Origin of the sequence: Streptomyces sp. NPDC086989 (assembly GCF_044745505.1) — a bacterium.
Taxonomy (GTDB): Bacteria; Actinomycetota; Actinomycetes; order Streptomycetales; family Streptomycetaceae; genus Streptomyces.
Genome location: NZ_JBIVAL010000006.1, coordinates 492,218 through 506,637 on the forward strand (window position 1 = coordinate 492,218; position 14,420 = coordinate 506,637).

Here is a 14,420-nt window from a genome sequence, read left to right on the forward strand (position 1 = left end):
AGGTGCGCGGGGACGAGAAACGACCGAATCCGGCCCCAGTCCGGAAACGTTTTCAGGGCCGGGTCATCCGCAGGACGTCGAGCGCCTCGTCCAGTTGTTCCAGGGTCAGGTCGCCGCGGTCCACGTAGCCGGACTCCAGCACGACCTCCCTGATCGTCTTCCGCTCGGCGAGCGCCCTCTTGGCGACCTTGGCCGCCTCCTCGTAGCCGATGTACCGGTTCAGCGGGGTCACCACGGAGGGGGAGGACTCGGCGAACTCCCTGGCCCGCGCCTCGTTGGCGGTGATCCCGTCGATGGTGCGGTCGGCCAGCAGACGACTCGCGTTGCCCAGCAGCCGGATCGATTCCAGCAGGTTCTTGGCCATCACAGGGAGCATCACATTGAGCTCGAAGTTGCCCGCTGCGCCCGCCACGGCGACGGTGGTGTCGTTCCCGGTCACCTGTGCGGCGACCATGAGTACGGCCTCCGGGACCACCGGATTGACCTTCCCGGGCATGATCGAGGAGCCCGGCTGGAGATCGGGCAGATTGATTTCGGCCAATCCCGTGCGCGGCCCCGAGGCCATCCAGCGCAGATCGTTGCAGATCTTGGTGAGGGAGACGGCGATCGTACGGAGCATCCCCGAGGTCTCCACCAGCGCGTCCCGCGCTCCCTGGGCCTCGAAGTGGTTGCGGGCCTCGGTCAGCGGCAGCCCGGTCGCGGCGGCCACCTCGGCGATCACGGCGGCGGAGAACCCGGGCGGGGTGTTGATGCCGGTGCCCACCGCGGTCCCGCCCAGCGGCAGTTCCGCGAGCCGGGGCAGGGCCGCCCGCAGGCGCTCGATGCCGTAGCGCACCTGGGCGGCGTACCCGCCGAACTCCTGGCCCAGGGTCACCGGCGTGGCGTCCATCAGGTGGGTCCGGCCGGCCTTGACCACCTCGGCGAACTCCTCGGCCTTGCGCTCCAGCGCGACGGCGAGGTGCTCCAGGGCCGGGATCAGCTCGCGGGTGACGGCGGCGGTCGCGGCGATGTGGATGGACGAGGGGAACACGTCGTTCGAACTCTGCGAGGCGTTGACGTGGTCGTTGGGGTGGACGTCCCGGCCGAGCCGCTCGCCGGCCAGGGTGGCGATCACCTCGTTGGTGTTCATGTTGGACGAGGTCCCGGACCCGGTCTGGAACACGTCGACGGGGAAGTGCTCGTCCCAGCGGCCCTCGGCCACCTCGGCGGCGGCGAACCGGATGGCGCCGGCGACGTCCTCGTCGACCACCCCCAGCTTCGCGTTCACGGCCGCTGCCGCCGCCTTGATGAGCGCGAGGGCCTCGATGTGGGCGCGCTCCAGGCGCTGCCCGGAGAGGGGGAAGTTCTCCACCGCGCGCTGGGTCTGGGCACGCCATTTGGCGTGCGCGGGGACCCGTACCTCGCCCATCGAGTCGTGCTCGGTCCGGTAAAGGTCCTGGTGGTCCTGGTTCTGATCGTCAGTCATGTGCGTTGCCTCCTGAAAAAGTTGAGCAATTGTCTTGTTCGAAGTGTTCCCAAGTCCCCTACCGGCCAGTAAATACCGGGGGTAACACCGACAGGGGAGACGTTCATGACACGTGTACGTACGAGACCCGGGCTCAGATCTACCCTCGCCGCCGTCGCCGCCCTCGCGGCCGCCCTCGGCGGTCTCGGCGCCATCACCCCCATGGCCCACGCGGCGACCGGCGCCGCAGCCGCCGTCACCGGCGCCGCAGCCGCGGCGACGCCGCTCCCGCCCGAACTGGAGGCCGTCCGCGCGGCGGAGGCCACCAAGATCTACGGCGACCCGGCGATCCGCCCGCTGAACGAACGCAAGACCGGCCTGATCTCGCTCGGCGACAGCGAGATTTCGGGCGAGGGCGTCGGCAACTACGACCCGGCGACCAACACGGCGGCCAACCAGTGCCACCGCTCCCCGGACTCCGCGATCCACCGGACCGGCATCCCGGCCGACCTGACCTTCAACGTCGCGTGCTCCGGCGGCTACACCGGCAACATCCGCATCGGCGGAAGCAAGCAGTACGCCGACGAGCTGGTGCAGAGCGACAGCCTCGCCATCAAGGCCCGCAACACGAAGATCAAGATGGTGCTGCTCGTCGCCGGCGCCAACGACGACCTCCAGTTCGGCCCCGTCATGACCGACTGCGTCACCCGCTGGGTGCTCAGCCAGGGCACCTGCGAGCCCAAGTACGGCCCCAGCTGGCAGGCGCGCGTCGACGGCCTCGCACCCAAGGTCGAAGCCACCGTCGCCGACCTCAAGACGGTCATGCGCGACGCGGGCTACGCCGACTCCGACTACAAGCTGGTCGTGATGGGCTACCCCAGCCCCATCGGGCCCGACTTCTACGACAACCCGAACTTCCCCGGCAAGCTCCCCGGAGGCTGCGCCGGCTACGACTCCGACGCCGCCTGGGGCCGCAACCACGCCGTACCCGCCTTCGAGAAGGGCATGCGCCAAGCCGCCCTCGCCTCGGGCGCGACCTACCTGGACAACTCGCGGCTCTTCCAGGGCCACGAGGTGTGCATGGAGGACGCCTGGGCCCGCGGCCTCTACCTGGACCTCGGCGACCACTTCCCGTGGGACGAGAACACCGCCCGCCAGTCCTTCCACCCCAACTACCGCGGCCACGGCGCGTTCGCGTCCTGCCTGACCCAGCTCTACAACTCCGGCCTGCGCGAGGGATCCTGCGCCGACCCCGCCAGCACCGGCACGCCCGTACTCCAGGCCGGGGCCTGGGACGACCTGTACCGGCCGCTGAAGAACGAGGCGACCGGCAACTGCCTCGACGCCAACGGCGGCTCCAGCGCCAACGAGACGGCCGTCCTCGGCTGGGACTGCCACGGCGGCCGCAACCAGGGCTGGTGGTACGACTCCGCGAACAAGTCCGTCCACGTCGAACTCACCCACGACCGCTGCCTGGACGCCCCGGGCGGCAACTACGGCGCCGGTACCGGCCTGATCCTCTGGAACTGCCACGGCGGCGCGAACCAGCAATGGGCCCGCAACGGGGCCACCCTGCGCCCCGCCGCCGCGTCCGGCATGTGCCTGACCGTGGCCGCCGCCCACGACCGGCTGCGCCTGCAGACCTGCAACGGCTCCGCGAACCAGCGCTTCGCGTAACCCCGCCCCGCACGATCCGGACCCCCCACACCCGGCCGGCGCGACCGGCCGGGTGCCGCCCCAGGGGCTCACAGCCTGCCCAGGTACTCCCGTACCTCCCGCGGCCGGTTGGTGATCAGCGTGTCCACGCCGAGACGCAGGCACAGCTCCACGTCCTCCGGCTCGTCCACCGTCCACACCCGCACCCGCAGCCCCTGGGCCTTCAGCCGCCCCACCAGCCCCGGATCCCGGCGGACCAGATCGATACCGGGCCCGGCATGGCCCGCGAACGGCGGCCGCGGCGGCCGCAGCGCCCGCTCGATCAGGTACACGGCGGGCAGCCCGGGCGCCAGCCGGTGCAGCCGCGTCAGCGCGTTGCGGGAGAAGCTCATCACCTCGACACGGCCGTCCGCGCCGTCGGCGAGCCCGTGGTCCTTCAGCACCCGCACGAGCTCGGCCTCCAGCCGGCCGCCCGCCCGGGTGGGGTGCTTGGTCTCGACGGCCAGCCCGACGGGCCGGTCCGCGGCCAGCGCCTCCTTCAGCAGGTCCTCGAAGAGCAGCACCTGCGCCCCGCGGTGCGCGTCGCCCTTCCAGCCGCCGAAGTCGAGCGCGGTCAGCTCCTCGTACGTCATGGCCGAGACGACCCCGCGCCCGTCGGAGGTCCGCTCCACCCGCCGGTCGTGCACGCACACGAGCCGCCCGTCGGCACTGAGCCGTACGTCGCACTCCAGCGCGTCGGCGCCGTCGGCGATGGCCTGCCGGTAGGCGGCGAGGGTGTGCTCGGGGTGCTCGTGGGAGGCCCCCCGGTGGGCGATGACCCGCACGTCGCGGGCGGAGGAGAGCAGCTGTGTCATGGAACAGACGTTAACCGGATGCGGTGACCGGCCCGGTACCGCGTGCCGCACCGATGGCCGAATTCCCCGTGACATCGCATCGCAGCACCGGCGGCCCGCCCGCAACCGCGCGCGACAGAGCCCCTGGCCGGGGGCCAGGGGCTCTGCGGGTGTGCCGGGTGCGCCGGCGGTCTGGGCGGCGCACCCGGCACCGGGGCGTTACGCCAGGCCCGGGCCGCGGACCGGGATGTGGGTGAACGTCGGCTCCGGGGCCGGGTTCTGGAAGAAGTCGCTTGGCTTGTTCTTCTCGCGGGGACTCCGATAGCTTGCGGCCATGATCAAGCATCCGAGGGTCCTGGGGAACGTCCGGCTGTCGATCCTGAAGGACGACACGACCAGTCCTGAGAAGCAGCGGCATGCCATCGAGCACTGGGCCGCAGGGCCGGCCGTCGACGGCCGGATAGTCGGCTGGGCCGAAGACCTGGACGTGTCCGGTGCGATGCACCCCTTCAAGCGCCCCGGCCTCGGCCCCTGGTTCACCGAGCGGGCTGACGAGTGGGACGTGCTGGCCGTCTGGAAGCTGGACCGGCTCAGCCGGAAGGCCGGTCATTTCGCGGAGATCTTCGAGTGGTGCCAGCAGCACGGCAAGTCAATCGTCTCCGTGACCGAGGGCATCGACATGAGCACCCCGATGGGGAAGATGTTCGCTCAGATCATCGCGGCCTTTGCCGAGGGTGAGTTGGACACCATCCGGGCCCGCGCCCTCTCCGGTTCGGCCGCCCGGAAGGCCAAGGGTGTTTGGATCGGTGGCGTAGAGCCGTACGGATACCGCTTTGAGCGGCAGGAAGGCGGAGGAAAGAAGCTCGTGCAGGACCCCGGTTACGCGGAGCTGTTCCGTGAAATCCTGGAACGCCTGAAGGGTGACTGGTCCGCTTACAAGATTGCCGTTGATCTCAACAAGCGTGGCGTCCCGACTTGGCGGGACCACCTTCGAATCGTCAAGGGTGAGGAACCGAGGGGCGTCGCGTGGACGGCGAACGCCATTCGCGCGATCGTCATGAACCCCACTGTGGCGGGGATCTACACGCACAAGGGGGAGAACGTCGTAGACGAGAACGGTGAGAGCGTCCGGATTAGCGACAGCCCGCTGATGGACTTCGCGGAGTGGTCCGAGTTCGTGGCCGCCCTGAAGAGTGACCGTCCGGTTCGACGGGCAACGCCTTCAAGGTCGATGCTCGGTGGTGTGGCTACTTGTCAGAGTTGCGGTTCTCGGATGTCTTCCAATAAGAAGGTGAAGGCGAACGGCACTGTGCACCACTACTACGGTTGCAACAACGTCAACACCGGAACCTGCCCCAGCCCCAACCGTATCCGCCGCGATGACCTCGATGTCGCTGTGGGCTCCTTCATAAACGTCACTCTCGGCCCGCTGCCCGTGATGGAGCGGGCCGGAAATTCGATCAGTCAAGCCAAAGTGGAACTTTCTGAGGCTGAGGCGATCCTGGACAGGCTGGAAGCCGACTACCTCGCTGGACGCCTAAAGACAGATGTTCAGGTTGAACGCTACTGGGGCCAGCACGGTTTCCAGTCGGCCAAGGTCGAGCGACTGCGGGCCGAGATCAAGGCCGCTGAGGATGCCCCGGCCTGGACGGCTACGGGACGGACCTACTCCGAGGAGTGGGGTACTAAGGATGACGAGCAGAAGCGCGTGTTTCTGCAACGGCACCGGATTGCTGTGACCGTCGGGAGCACGGAGAACGGTTCTCGCCGTGTCCTCGTTCGGGTTCCTGAGGTGGCCGAGATCGCTGAGGAAACCGGCCTGCACGTACCCGACGGCTATGAATGGACCGCCCCTGAGGCCGAGTTCATCCTTCCGGCCCGAAAGTCCTACAAGCGGATCTAGCAGGCTTGACCCCATGACCCCGGTGCGGGTAAACGCTCCGGGGTCTCTTCATGCTCTCTCCTTGAGCTCGCCACCCCACCCGAGGTACAACACATCTGTTGTCCACCCGCTAGGACGCCACCTCGTCCAGAGACCGAAGGACCCTGATTGACTGGATTTGGACCCGGCGCCCCTTGGGGGGCGGTTTCGCAGCTCGACTGCCGGGCGAAAGCCCGAGACCATCGCATACGGCCTCTGGCGTTCCGCGTGTACTTCGCCGCCCTCGGCTGGGGAAACCGCCTGACGCTCCCTCATTTCTAGAGGTTGGCGATACCGATCCTCTGGGGGCAGTTCCGGAACCTCCGCGATTACTTTCCCTGTCGCATAATGCAACGACAGAGCCCCTGACGGCTGCCAGGGGCTCTGTGCGCGCAGGAATGTGCGGCGCGGGTCAGTGGACCCGCAGGCGGGCCGCTACGCCAGGCCCGGGCCGCGCACCGGGATGGTGGTGAACGTCGGCTGCTCGGGTTCACGCGAAGTGAAGAAGTCGTTGCCCTTGTCGTCCACCACGATGAACGCCGGGAAGTCCTCGACCTCGATCTTCCAGACCGCCTCCATGCCGAGCTCCTCGTACTCCAGGACCTCGACCTTCTTGATGCAGTCCTGGGCCAGCCGCGCCGCCGGGCCGCCGATCGAGCCGAGGTAGAAGCCGCCGTGCCGGCCGCACGCGTCCGTCACCTGCTGCGAGCGGTTGCCCTTGGCCAGCATGACCTTCGAGCCGCCCGCCGCCTGGAACTGCTCGACGTACGAGTCCATGCGGCCGGCCGTGGTCGGGCCGAAGGAGCCCGAGGCGTAGCCCTCGGGGGTCTTCGCCGGGCCCGCGTAGTACACCGGGTGGTCCTTCAGGTACTGCGGCATCTCCGCACCCGAGTCCAGCAGCTCCTTGATCTTGGCGTGCGCGATGTCGCGCGCCACGACCAGCGGGCCGGTCAGGGACAGGCGGGTCTTGACCGGGTGTTGCGTGAGGGTCGCGAGGATGTCGTCCATCGGCTGGTTGAGGTCGACGGCGACGACGTCCGAGGACTCCGACAGGTGCTCGTCCGTGGTGTCCGGCAGGAAGCGGGCCGGGTCGCGCTCCAGCTGCTCCAGGAAGACGCCCTCGGCGGTGATCTTCGCGGTGGCCTGGCGGTCCGCCGAGCAGGACACGGCGATGGCCACCGGCAGCGACGCGCCGTGGCGGGGCAGGCGGACGACGCGGACGTCGTGGCAGAAGTACTTGCCGCCGAACTGCGCGCCGATGCCGATCTTCTGGGTCAGTTCGAAGACCTGCTGCTCCAGGGCCTCGTCGCGGAAGCCGTGGCCCAGCGCCGAGCCCTCGCGGGGGAGTTCGTCCAGGTAGTGGGCGGAGGCGTACTTGGCGGTCTTCAGGGCGTGTTCGGCGGAGGTGCCGCCGACGACGATCGCCAGGTGGTAGGGCGGGCAGGCCGCCGTACCGAGCGAGCGGATCTTCTCCTCCAGGAACTTCATCATGGAGGCCTCGTTGAGGACCGCCTTGGTCTCCTGGTAGAGGAAGGACTTGTTGGCCGAGCCGCCGCCCTTGGCCATGAAGAGGAACTTGTACGCGCCGCCGTCGGTCGCGTACAGCTCGATCTGCGCGGGCAGGTTCGAGCCGGTGTTCTTCTCCTCCCACATGGTGAGCGGGGCCATCTGCGAGTAGCGCAGGTTCAGGCGCGTGTACGCGTCGTAGATGCCGCGCGAGAGCGCCGCCTCGTCGCCGCCCTCGGTGAGGACGTTCTGGCCGCGCTTGCCCATCACGATCGCCGTGCCCGTGTCCTGGCACATCGGCAGGACGCCGGCCGCCGCGATGTTCGCGTTCTTGAGGAGGTCGAGCGCGACGAACTTGTCGTTCGACGAGGCCTCGGGGTCGTCGATGATGCGGCGCAGCTGCGCGAGGTGCGCGGGGCGCAGGAAGTGCTGGATGTCGTGGATGGCCTCTTCGGCGAGCTTGCGCAGCGCCTCGGGTTCGACCTTGAGGAACGTACGGCCGTCGGCCTCGAAGGTCGAGACGCCCTCCGAGGTCACCAGCCGGTAGGGGGTGGTGTCCTCGCCCAGGGGCAGCAGGTCGGTGTACGCAAACTCTGGCATGACGGCAGTCATTCCTCACTCGGCAGACGGCGCTGGCGACCAATTGGCAGCGCGGCTATCAAGCGTAGGACCTCCGTCCCGGGCTGTGTCTGTGAGGTAAGGCTCACTCCCGACTATCGCGATCTATCGCGTGTCGCTATGCTGGCTGGCGTGGACCTGGAAAAGAAGCCCGCCGCGGCCGCCGCCGCCCCCGGAGCCGCCCCCGCCGAACTGCGGGCCTCCGACGCCGACCGCGACCGGATCGCGGCCATCCTGGCCGACGCCCTCGCCGAGGGCCGGCTCACCGCGGAGGAGCACTCCGACCGCCTGGACTCCCTGTACGCCGTCAAGACGGTCGGGGAGCTGGAGGTGCTCGTACGGGACCTCCCCGCGCCCGGCGGCGCCGCCGCGGCGCCCGCATACGGACGGGCTCCGGCGCCGTCCCCGGTGCCCGGCGCAGTGGCCCCGGTCTCGGAGACCGTGGTCGCCGTGTGCAGCAGCTCCACCCGCAAGGGTCGCTGGCGGCCGGGGGCGCACACCCGCGTGGTCTCCGTCCTGGGTGACGTGACCATCGACCTCACCGAGGCCGTCTTCGAGCAGCAGATCACCGAGATCAACGTGACGAGCGTGCTCGGGAACGTCGAGGTCCTGGTCCCGGAGAACGTCACGCTCCGCGGCTACGGCAGCGGGGTCCTCGGCAACTTCGAGGTGCACGGCGAGGGACGCGCCGAGACCACCGACCCGCACGCGCCGGTCGTGATCGTCCGCGGCTTCGCCCTGCTGGGCAACATCGAGGCCAGGCCCAAGCTCGGCGCCCGCCTGGTCGACCTGGCCCTCAGGCTGCGCAAGCGCCTGGACGGCTAGCCCGGGGCCCCGGCGCAGCCCGGGCGGACCAGACGGCCCAGGCGCGGCCCCGGCGCCCCCGGCACGGTCCGCAGCGGGGCCGCCGGGTGCGGGCAACTGCTCCCGGGAATCAGCCGACTTGGCCGAAACGGCGCCCGTACGATCGGCCCATGACCGCATCCACGTGGGACCTGCTCGATCACGCGCACGACGCGCTGCGCACCGCCGTCGACGGCGTGCCCGCCGACGCCTGGAGCCGCCCGACGCCCTGCGACCGGTGGAACGCCGGCCAGGTGCTCCGGCACGCCGCCGGCGACCAGCTCGCCTACGCCGCCCGCCTCACCGGCGGCCCCGGCCCGGCCGAGGACCCCTTCGAGCCCTCCGCCGCCCCGGCCGGGGTCCCCGCGGAGCTGCTGGAGCCCGCCCTGGACGCCGCCGCCGCGGCCTTCGCCGCGGTCGCGCCCGGTACGGCGGAGGTCGCCGTACCGCTGCCCCCGTTCACGGTCACCGCCGAGACCGCGGTCGGCGCGGCCGCCCTCGACGCCGCCGTCCACGCCTGGGACATCGCCGTCGCCACGGGCCGGCCCTCCCCGCTCACCCCCGCCCTCGCGGCCGGCCTGCGGCCTGCGGCGGAGGCCCTCGTCGAGCCCCTGCGCGGCTTCGCCTACGCCCCGGCGGTCGAGCCCGCCCCCGATGCCGCCGCCGACCCGGTCGGCTCGCTACTCGCCTTCCTGGGCCGGCGCCCCGACTGGACGCCGCCGGAGGTCTGAGAGCGCACGGCGGCGTCGCGTTTCGGTCGAATTCCGCCGGGGCGGCGCGCGGGCTCCACACAGTGCATAGGGGCGCGCACAGCGGGTAGGGACAGGTGCATCGTCTCTCGCTTGCGTATACGTCGTCAGGAGTAGACCGTGCAGCATCCGCCGCATCAGTCCCTGCAGGTAGCAGCCGTACAGAGCCTTCAGGCGCGTCCGGCCGCCGTACCGAAGCCGCGGGTGCCGGCGAGGGAAGAGGACGGACCATGGCACGCGGAGGCGGTGTGCCGCCGGGACGAGGCGGGGCTGTTCTTCGCCCCCTCCAAGGAACCGACCGCGGCCCGGCTCTCCCGCGAGGAGGCCGCCAAGCGCGTCTGTGCCCGCTGCCCCGTGATGGTCGCCTGCCGCGAGCACGCCCTGCTCCAGCCGGAGCCGTACGGGGTCTGGGGCGGGCTCACCGCGGCCGAACGCCGCGTGGTGCTGGCCCGCCGCAGGCGCCGGGCGGCGGAGCTGCGCCAAGCGCCGGGAGCAGGGCCGATAGCCGCCGCGGGCTGAACCCCGTACGCAGGCAGACGAGAGGGGCGCCACCGCCGCACGCGGTGACGCCCCTCTCGCCGTGCCGGCCGCCGGCCGGCGCTGGTGCTCGGCGCGCTCCTACTGGGCGCGGTCGAAGTCGATCGCGCTGTAGGCGCGCAGCTTCGACAGGCGGTGGGTGGAGTCGATCTGCCGGATCGTGCCGGACTTCGAGCGCATGACCAGGGAGGACGTGGTCGCGGTCTCCGAGCGGTAGTGCACGCCGCGCAGCAGCTCGCCGTCCGTGATGCCGGTGGCGACGAAGAAGACGTTCTCGCCCGAGACCAGGTCGTTGGTGTGCAGGACCCGGTCCAGGTCGTGGCCCGCGTCGATGGCCTTCTGGCGCTCGGCCTCGTCCTTCGGCCACAGCTTGCCCTGGATGGTGCCGCCGAGGCACTTGATGGCGCAGGCCGAGATGATGCCCTCGGGGGTGCCGCCGATGCCGAGGAGCAGGTCGACGCCGGTGCCCTCGCGGACGGCCATGACCGAACCGGCGACGTCACCGTCCGAGATGAACTTGATGCGGGCGCCGGTCTCGCGGATCTCCTTGACGATGCCCTCGTGGCGGGGCCGGTCCAGGATGACCACGGTGACGTCCTCGACGGCCATGTTCTTGGCCTTGGCGACGCGCCGGATGTTGACGGACACCGGGGCGTTGATGTCGACGAAGTCGGCGGCCTCCGGGCCGGTGACCAGCTTCTCCATGTAGAAGACCGCGGACGGGTCGAACATGGTGCCGCGGTCGGCGGCGGCGAGCACGGCGATGGCGTTCGGCATGCCCTTGGCGTTCAGGGTGGTGCCGTCGATCGGGTCGACGGCGATGTCGACCTCGGCGCCGGTGCCGTCGCCGACCCGCTCGCCGTTGAACAGCATGGGCGCTTCGTCCTTCTCGCCCTCGCCGATGACGACCACGCCGTTCATCGAGACGGTGGAGATCAGGGTGCGCATCGCGTTGACCGCGGCGCCGTCGGCGCCGAGCTTGTCGCCGCGCCCGACCCACCGGCCCGCGGCCATGGCGGCGGCCTCGGTCACCCGGACGAGTTCCAGGGCCAGGTTGCGGTCGGGGGCCTCCGGAGAGACTTCGAGCTGGGGCGGCAGGTTGTGCTCGGTCATCGGAGCGCACCTTTCTGTACGGCGACGGCCGGGAAGTGAGGGTGCTGGAACTCTATCGTCACGTCGACAAATTGAGCAGACCGGGTCACGTATGAGCGGAATATCGGTCAGGCGTTTGGCGTGAGCGGACATCTTGCGGACTGCTGCGGTCGCCGCGCCGACCCCGCCGGAGATCGCTCCGGGCCATGGGGGACGATGGTGCCGTGGCAGGTATGAAGGGCAAGCAGACGGTCTGGGACATGGTCCGGTCGCTGGCGGTGATCGGTGTCGTCGTCGCGGGGATCTACATTTTCATCCCGCACGACGACAAGGCCGATCCGACACACGTGGTCGACTACCGGGTGGAGACGATCACCGCGCGGCGCGCGGCGCCGTACCCCGTGGCCGCGCCCGTGGGGCTCCCGGCCGAGTGGCGGGCGACCTCGGTGACGTTCGACCGCAAGGCCGCGAACGCCTGGCACCTGGGCTTCCTGGACCCGCAGGGGCAGTACGTCGCCGTCGAGCAGTCCAGCGACGCGTCGGCCAAGCACCTGGCGTCCGTCACCCAGCGGGCCAAGGCCACCGGGCAGCTGCAGCAGGTCGGCGACCTGGCCTGGGAGCGCTGGGAGGGCGAGAAGTACGACGCCCTCGTCCGGCAGGAGCAGGGCTACGCCACGGTCGTCACGGGCACGGCCTCGTTCGAGGACCTGGGCAGGATGGCGGCGGCGCTGGAGTTCAAGCAGGGCGCGCAGTAGCGGGCTGGCGCCGGCGCCGGCCGGAGCGGGCGACCGCGCGCCGGCGGTGACATGCGAGAAGGCCGCTCCCCGGATCATCGGGGAGCGGCCTTCCGCTTAGCTGTCCAGGGTGTCCGGACCGGCCTCAGACGGTGGTGATGACCTGGTCGAAGCTCAGGCGCGGGCCGCGGGGGAACCACGCGTCCTCGCCCGGCTTGCCGATGTTGACGACCATCAGCGGGGTGTGGTCGTCGTCCAGGAACTCCTTCTGGACGCCCGCGAAGTCCAGGCCGCCCATCGGGCCCGCGGCCAGGCCGGCGGCGCGGATGCCCACGATGAAGTACGCGGCCTGCAGGGCGGCGTTCATCAGGGCCGACTGCTCGCGGACCGGGCGCTCGCTGAAGAAGGCGTCCTTGGCCTGCGGGAAGTGCGGGAGCAGGGCCGGGAGCTCCTCGTGGAACTCGTTGTCCGCGGAGAGGATCGCGACGAGCGGCGCGGCGGCGGTCTTGGCCTGGTTGCCCTCGGCCATGAGCTTCACGAGGCGCTCACGGGCCTCGGGGGAGCGGACCAGGGTGATGCGCAGCGGCGTCGAGTTGAAGGCGGTGGGGCCGTACTTGACCAGGTCGTAGATCGCCTGGACCTGCTCCTCGGTCACCGGCTCGTCGGAGAACGAGTTGGCGGTGCGGGCCTCGCGGAACAGCAGGTCCTGAGCGGCGGAGTCAAGAACGAGAGACATCGGAAAGCCTTCTTCCATACGGAGGTGAAGCGATGGTCCGACTTTAGCCCCAAAGTGGTAGAAGATTCAACTAAATCGGCTTGAAGGTGACTTGAATCACCCTTCGTCCTCCTCCGCCCCGCCGTCCCCGTCGGCCGGGGTGTCCCCCGCCTCGCGGGCCGCCAGCGCGGAGTCGAGCCGGGCGCGGGCACCCTCCAGCCAGTGCCGGCAGACCCGCGCGAGCTCTTCGCCGCGCTCCCAGAGCGCGAGCGAGTCCTCCAGCGAGGTGCCCCCGGCCTCCAGCTTCCGGACGACCTCGATGAGTTCGTCCCGGGCCTGCTCGTACCCCAACGAGGTATCGGTTTCCGTCATTCCCGTCCCACCTTGTCTGTGCAGTGCATCTTGTCCGTGCAGGGGATCGCGTGCGTGCGGGGCCTCGCGGGCGTGCGGGGCCTCGCGGGCGTGCCGGGCGTGCGGCTCACTCGTCGCGCTGCCCGGCGACGCGTACGGAGAACTCGCCCTCGGCCACGCGCGCCCGCAGCACCTCGTCCGCCGAGACGTCCTCCGGCGAGCGCACCACGTGCCCGTCCGCCCGCTGGAGCACGGCGTACCCCCGCTCCAGGGTGGCCGCCGGTGACAGGGCCACCACCCGGGCCAGGGTGTGGGCCAGCTCCGAATCGGCCCGGTCCAGCAGGTGCCCCAGCGTCCGCCGGCTGCGCCCCAGCAGGGCCTCGACCTCGGCCTCGCGGGTCTCCACCATCCGCTGCGGATGGACGAAGACCGGCCGGGCGAGGGCGTGTGCCAGACCCCGCTCCTCCCGGTCGAGCAGCCCGCGCACGGCCCGCAGCCCGCGGCCCTGGAGCTGGCGTACCCGCTCCAGCTCCTCGCCGACGTCCGGGACGACCTTCTTCGCCGCGTCCGTGGGCGTGGAGGCCCGCAGGTCCGCGACCAGGTCCAGCAGCGGGGAGTCCGGCTCGTGCCCGATCGCCGAGACCACCGGCGTACGGGCCGCCGCGACCGTCCGTACGACCTCCTCGTCGGAGAACGGCAGCAGGTCCTCCACGCTGCCGCCGCCGCGCGCCACGATGATCACGTCGACCTCGTCCAGGGCGTCGAGCTCCTTGACCGCCCGGATCACCTGGGGCACCGCGTGCACCCCCTGCACCGCGACGTTGCGCACCTCGAAGCGGACCGCCGGCCAGCGGCGCCGGGCGTTCTCCAGCACGTCGCGCTCGGCCGCCGATGCCCGCCCGACCACCAGCCCGATCAGCTGCGGCAGGAACGGCAGCGGCTTCTTGCGGTCCGGCGCGAACAGCCCCTCGGAGGCGAGCGACCGCTTGAGCTTCTCCAGCCGGGCGAGGAGCTCGCCGATGCCGACGGGCCGTATCTCGGTCGCCCGCAGCGACAGCTGCCCGCGCGGGGCGTACCACTCCGGCTTGGCCAGGACGACGACGCGCGCGCCCTCCGTCACCGCGTCCGCGACCTCGTCGAAGACCTGGCGGAAGCAGGTGACGCTGAGCGAGATGTCGTGCGACGGATCGCGCAGCGTCAGGAAGACCACCCCCGCCCCCGGCCGCCGCGAGAGCTGCGTGATCTGCCCTTCCACCCACACTTGGCCGAGCCTGTCGATCCAGCCCCCGATGAGCCGGGACACCCGGCCGACCGGCAGCGGCGCGTCAGCCGACGTATTCAGACCCATGTACGCAGGCTATCCGCCCGCGCTGACAGCGTCTCAGGGTGCGACGAGGGTGTCGGGATCCGGCCGCCCCGCG

General features: G+C 70.7%; 14 protein-coding genes. 6 read left to right on the forward strand and 8 right to left on the reverse strand.

From position 1 onward, the window contains the following. Window positions 1–52 precede the first annotated feature (52 nt). On the reverse strand, window positions 53–1,465 hold the full coding sequence (locus ACIPK4_RS17875) for an aspartate ammonia-lyase (protein WP_054221854.1): 1,413 nt from the start codon (window positions 1,463–1,465) through the stop codon (window positions 53–55). A gap of 105 nt (window positions 1,466–1,570) precedes the next feature. Here ACIPK4_RS17875 and ACIPK4_RS17880 point away from each other — a divergent pair, with 105 nt between their 5' ends. After that, window positions 1,571–3,121, forward strand: coding sequence for a ricin-type beta-trefoil lectin domain protein (locus tag ACIPK4_RS17880; protein WP_402313588.1), 1,551 nt, complete (start codon window positions 1,571–1,573; stop codon window positions 3,119–3,121). Window positions 3,122–3,189: 68 nt separating this feature from the next. Here the strand turns inward: ACIPK4_RS17880 and ACIPK4_RS17885 are convergent, their stop codons facing one another. Together ACIPK4_RS17885 and ACIPK4_RS17890 are read right to left on the reverse strand one after the other, a co-directional pair. Then, entirely contained in the window at window positions 3,190–3,954 is a 765-nt protein-coding gene (locus ACIPK4_RS17885; RefSeq protein WP_402313590.1) for a glycerophosphodiester phosphodiesterase, read from the reverse strand. A gap of 198 nt (window positions 3,955–4,152) precedes the next feature. Further along, window positions 4,153–4,275 (reverse strand): hypothetical protein, encoded by a 123-nt coding sequence (locus tag ACIPK4_RS17890; RefSeq protein WP_402313688.1) that lies wholly within the window; start codon window positions 4,273–4,275, stop codon window positions 4,153–4,155. Here ACIPK4_RS17890 and ACIPK4_RS17895 point away from each other — a divergent pair. Continuing rightward, the gene (locus ACIPK4_RS17895; protein ID WP_402313592.1) at window positions 4,268–5,836 is read left to right on the forward strand and encodes a recombinase family protein; all 1,569 of its coding nucleotides are present in this window, start codon (window positions 4,268–4,270) and stop codon (window positions 5,834–5,836) included. The two genes, ACIPK4_RS17890 and ACIPK4_RS17895, sit on opposite strands and share 8 nt — an antisense overlap. A 453-nt stretch (window positions 5,837–6,289) precedes the next feature. Here ACIPK4_RS17895 and ACIPK4_RS17900 read toward each other — a convergent pair whose 3' ends face one another. Further along, the gene (locus ACIPK4_RS17900) at window positions 6,290–7,960 is read right to left on the reverse strand and encodes a fumarate hydratase (protein ID WP_402313594.1); all 1,671 of its coding nucleotides are present in this window, start codon (window positions 7,958–7,960) and stop codon (window positions 6,290–6,292) included. Between the two features lie 150 nt (window positions 7,961–8,110). Here ACIPK4_RS17900 and ACIPK4_RS17905 point away from each other — a divergent pair, with 150 nt between their 5' ends. The 3 genes from ACIPK4_RS17905 to ACIPK4_RS17915 all read left to right on the forward strand — a co-directional run bounded on the left by ACIPK4_RS17905 (window position 8,111) and on the right by ACIPK4_RS17915 (window position 10,089). Further along, window positions 8,111–8,803, forward strand: a complete 693-nt coding sequence (locus ACIPK4_RS17905; RefSeq protein ID WP_402313595.1) for a DUF1707 domain-containing protein — start codon at window positions 8,111–8,113, stop codon at window positions 8,801–8,803. 149 nt (window positions 8,804–8,952) lie between these two features. Next, window positions 8,953–9,552, forward strand: a complete 600-nt coding sequence (locus ACIPK4_RS17910) for a TIGR03086 family metal-binding protein (RefSeq protein WP_402313597.1) — start codon at window positions 8,953–8,955, stop codon at window positions 9,550–9,552. Between the two features lie 138 nt (window positions 9,553–9,690). Then, entirely contained in the window at window positions 9,691–10,089 is a 399-nt protein-coding gene (locus ACIPK4_RS17915; protein ID WP_376192998.1) for a WhiB family transcriptional regulator, read from the forward strand. Between the two features lie 99 nt (window positions 10,090–10,188). Here ACIPK4_RS17915 and glpX read toward each other — a convergent pair whose 3' ends face one another. Then, window positions 10,189–11,220, reverse strand: a complete 1,032-nt coding sequence (gene glpX / locus ACIPK4_RS17920) for a class II fructose-bisphosphatase (protein WP_054221849.1) — start codon at window positions 11,218–11,220, stop codon at window positions 10,189–10,191. Window positions 11,221–11,432: 212 nt separating this feature from the next. Here glpX and ACIPK4_RS17925 point away from each other — a divergent pair, with 212 nt between their 5' ends. Next, complete coding sequence (locus ACIPK4_RS17925; protein ID WP_402313681.1) at window positions 11,433–11,954, forward strand: DUF4245 domain-containing protein; 522 nt, start codon at window positions 11,433–11,435, stop codon at window positions 11,952–11,954. Between the two features lie 124 nt (window positions 11,955–12,078). Here the strand turns inward: ACIPK4_RS17925 and ACIPK4_RS17930 are convergent, their stop codons facing one another. The 3 genes from ACIPK4_RS17930 to xseA all read right to left on the reverse strand — a co-directional run bounded on the left by ACIPK4_RS17930 (window position 12,079) and on the right by xseA (window position 14,347). Continuing rightward, window positions 12,079–12,669 carry a malonic semialdehyde reductase gene (locus ACIPK4_RS17930; protein WP_376192996.1) on the reverse strand — a complete coding sequence of 197 codons (591 nt, stop codon included), beginning with the start codon at window positions 12,667–12,669 and terminating at the stop codon, window positions 12,079–12,081. A gap of 96 nt (window positions 12,670–12,765) precedes the next feature. After that, complete coding sequence (locus ACIPK4_RS17935; protein WP_402313599.1) at window positions 12,766–13,020, reverse strand: exodeoxyribonuclease VII small subunit; 255 nt, start codon at window positions 13,018–13,020, stop codon at window positions 12,766–12,768. 106 nt (window positions 13,021–13,126) lie between these two features. Next, entirely contained in the window at window positions 13,127–14,347 is a 1,221-nt protein-coding gene (xseA, locus tag ACIPK4_RS17940) for an exodeoxyribonuclease VII large subunit (RefSeq protein ID WP_402313601.1), read from the reverse strand. Between the last annotated feature and the right edge of the window lie 73 nt (window positions 14,348–14,420).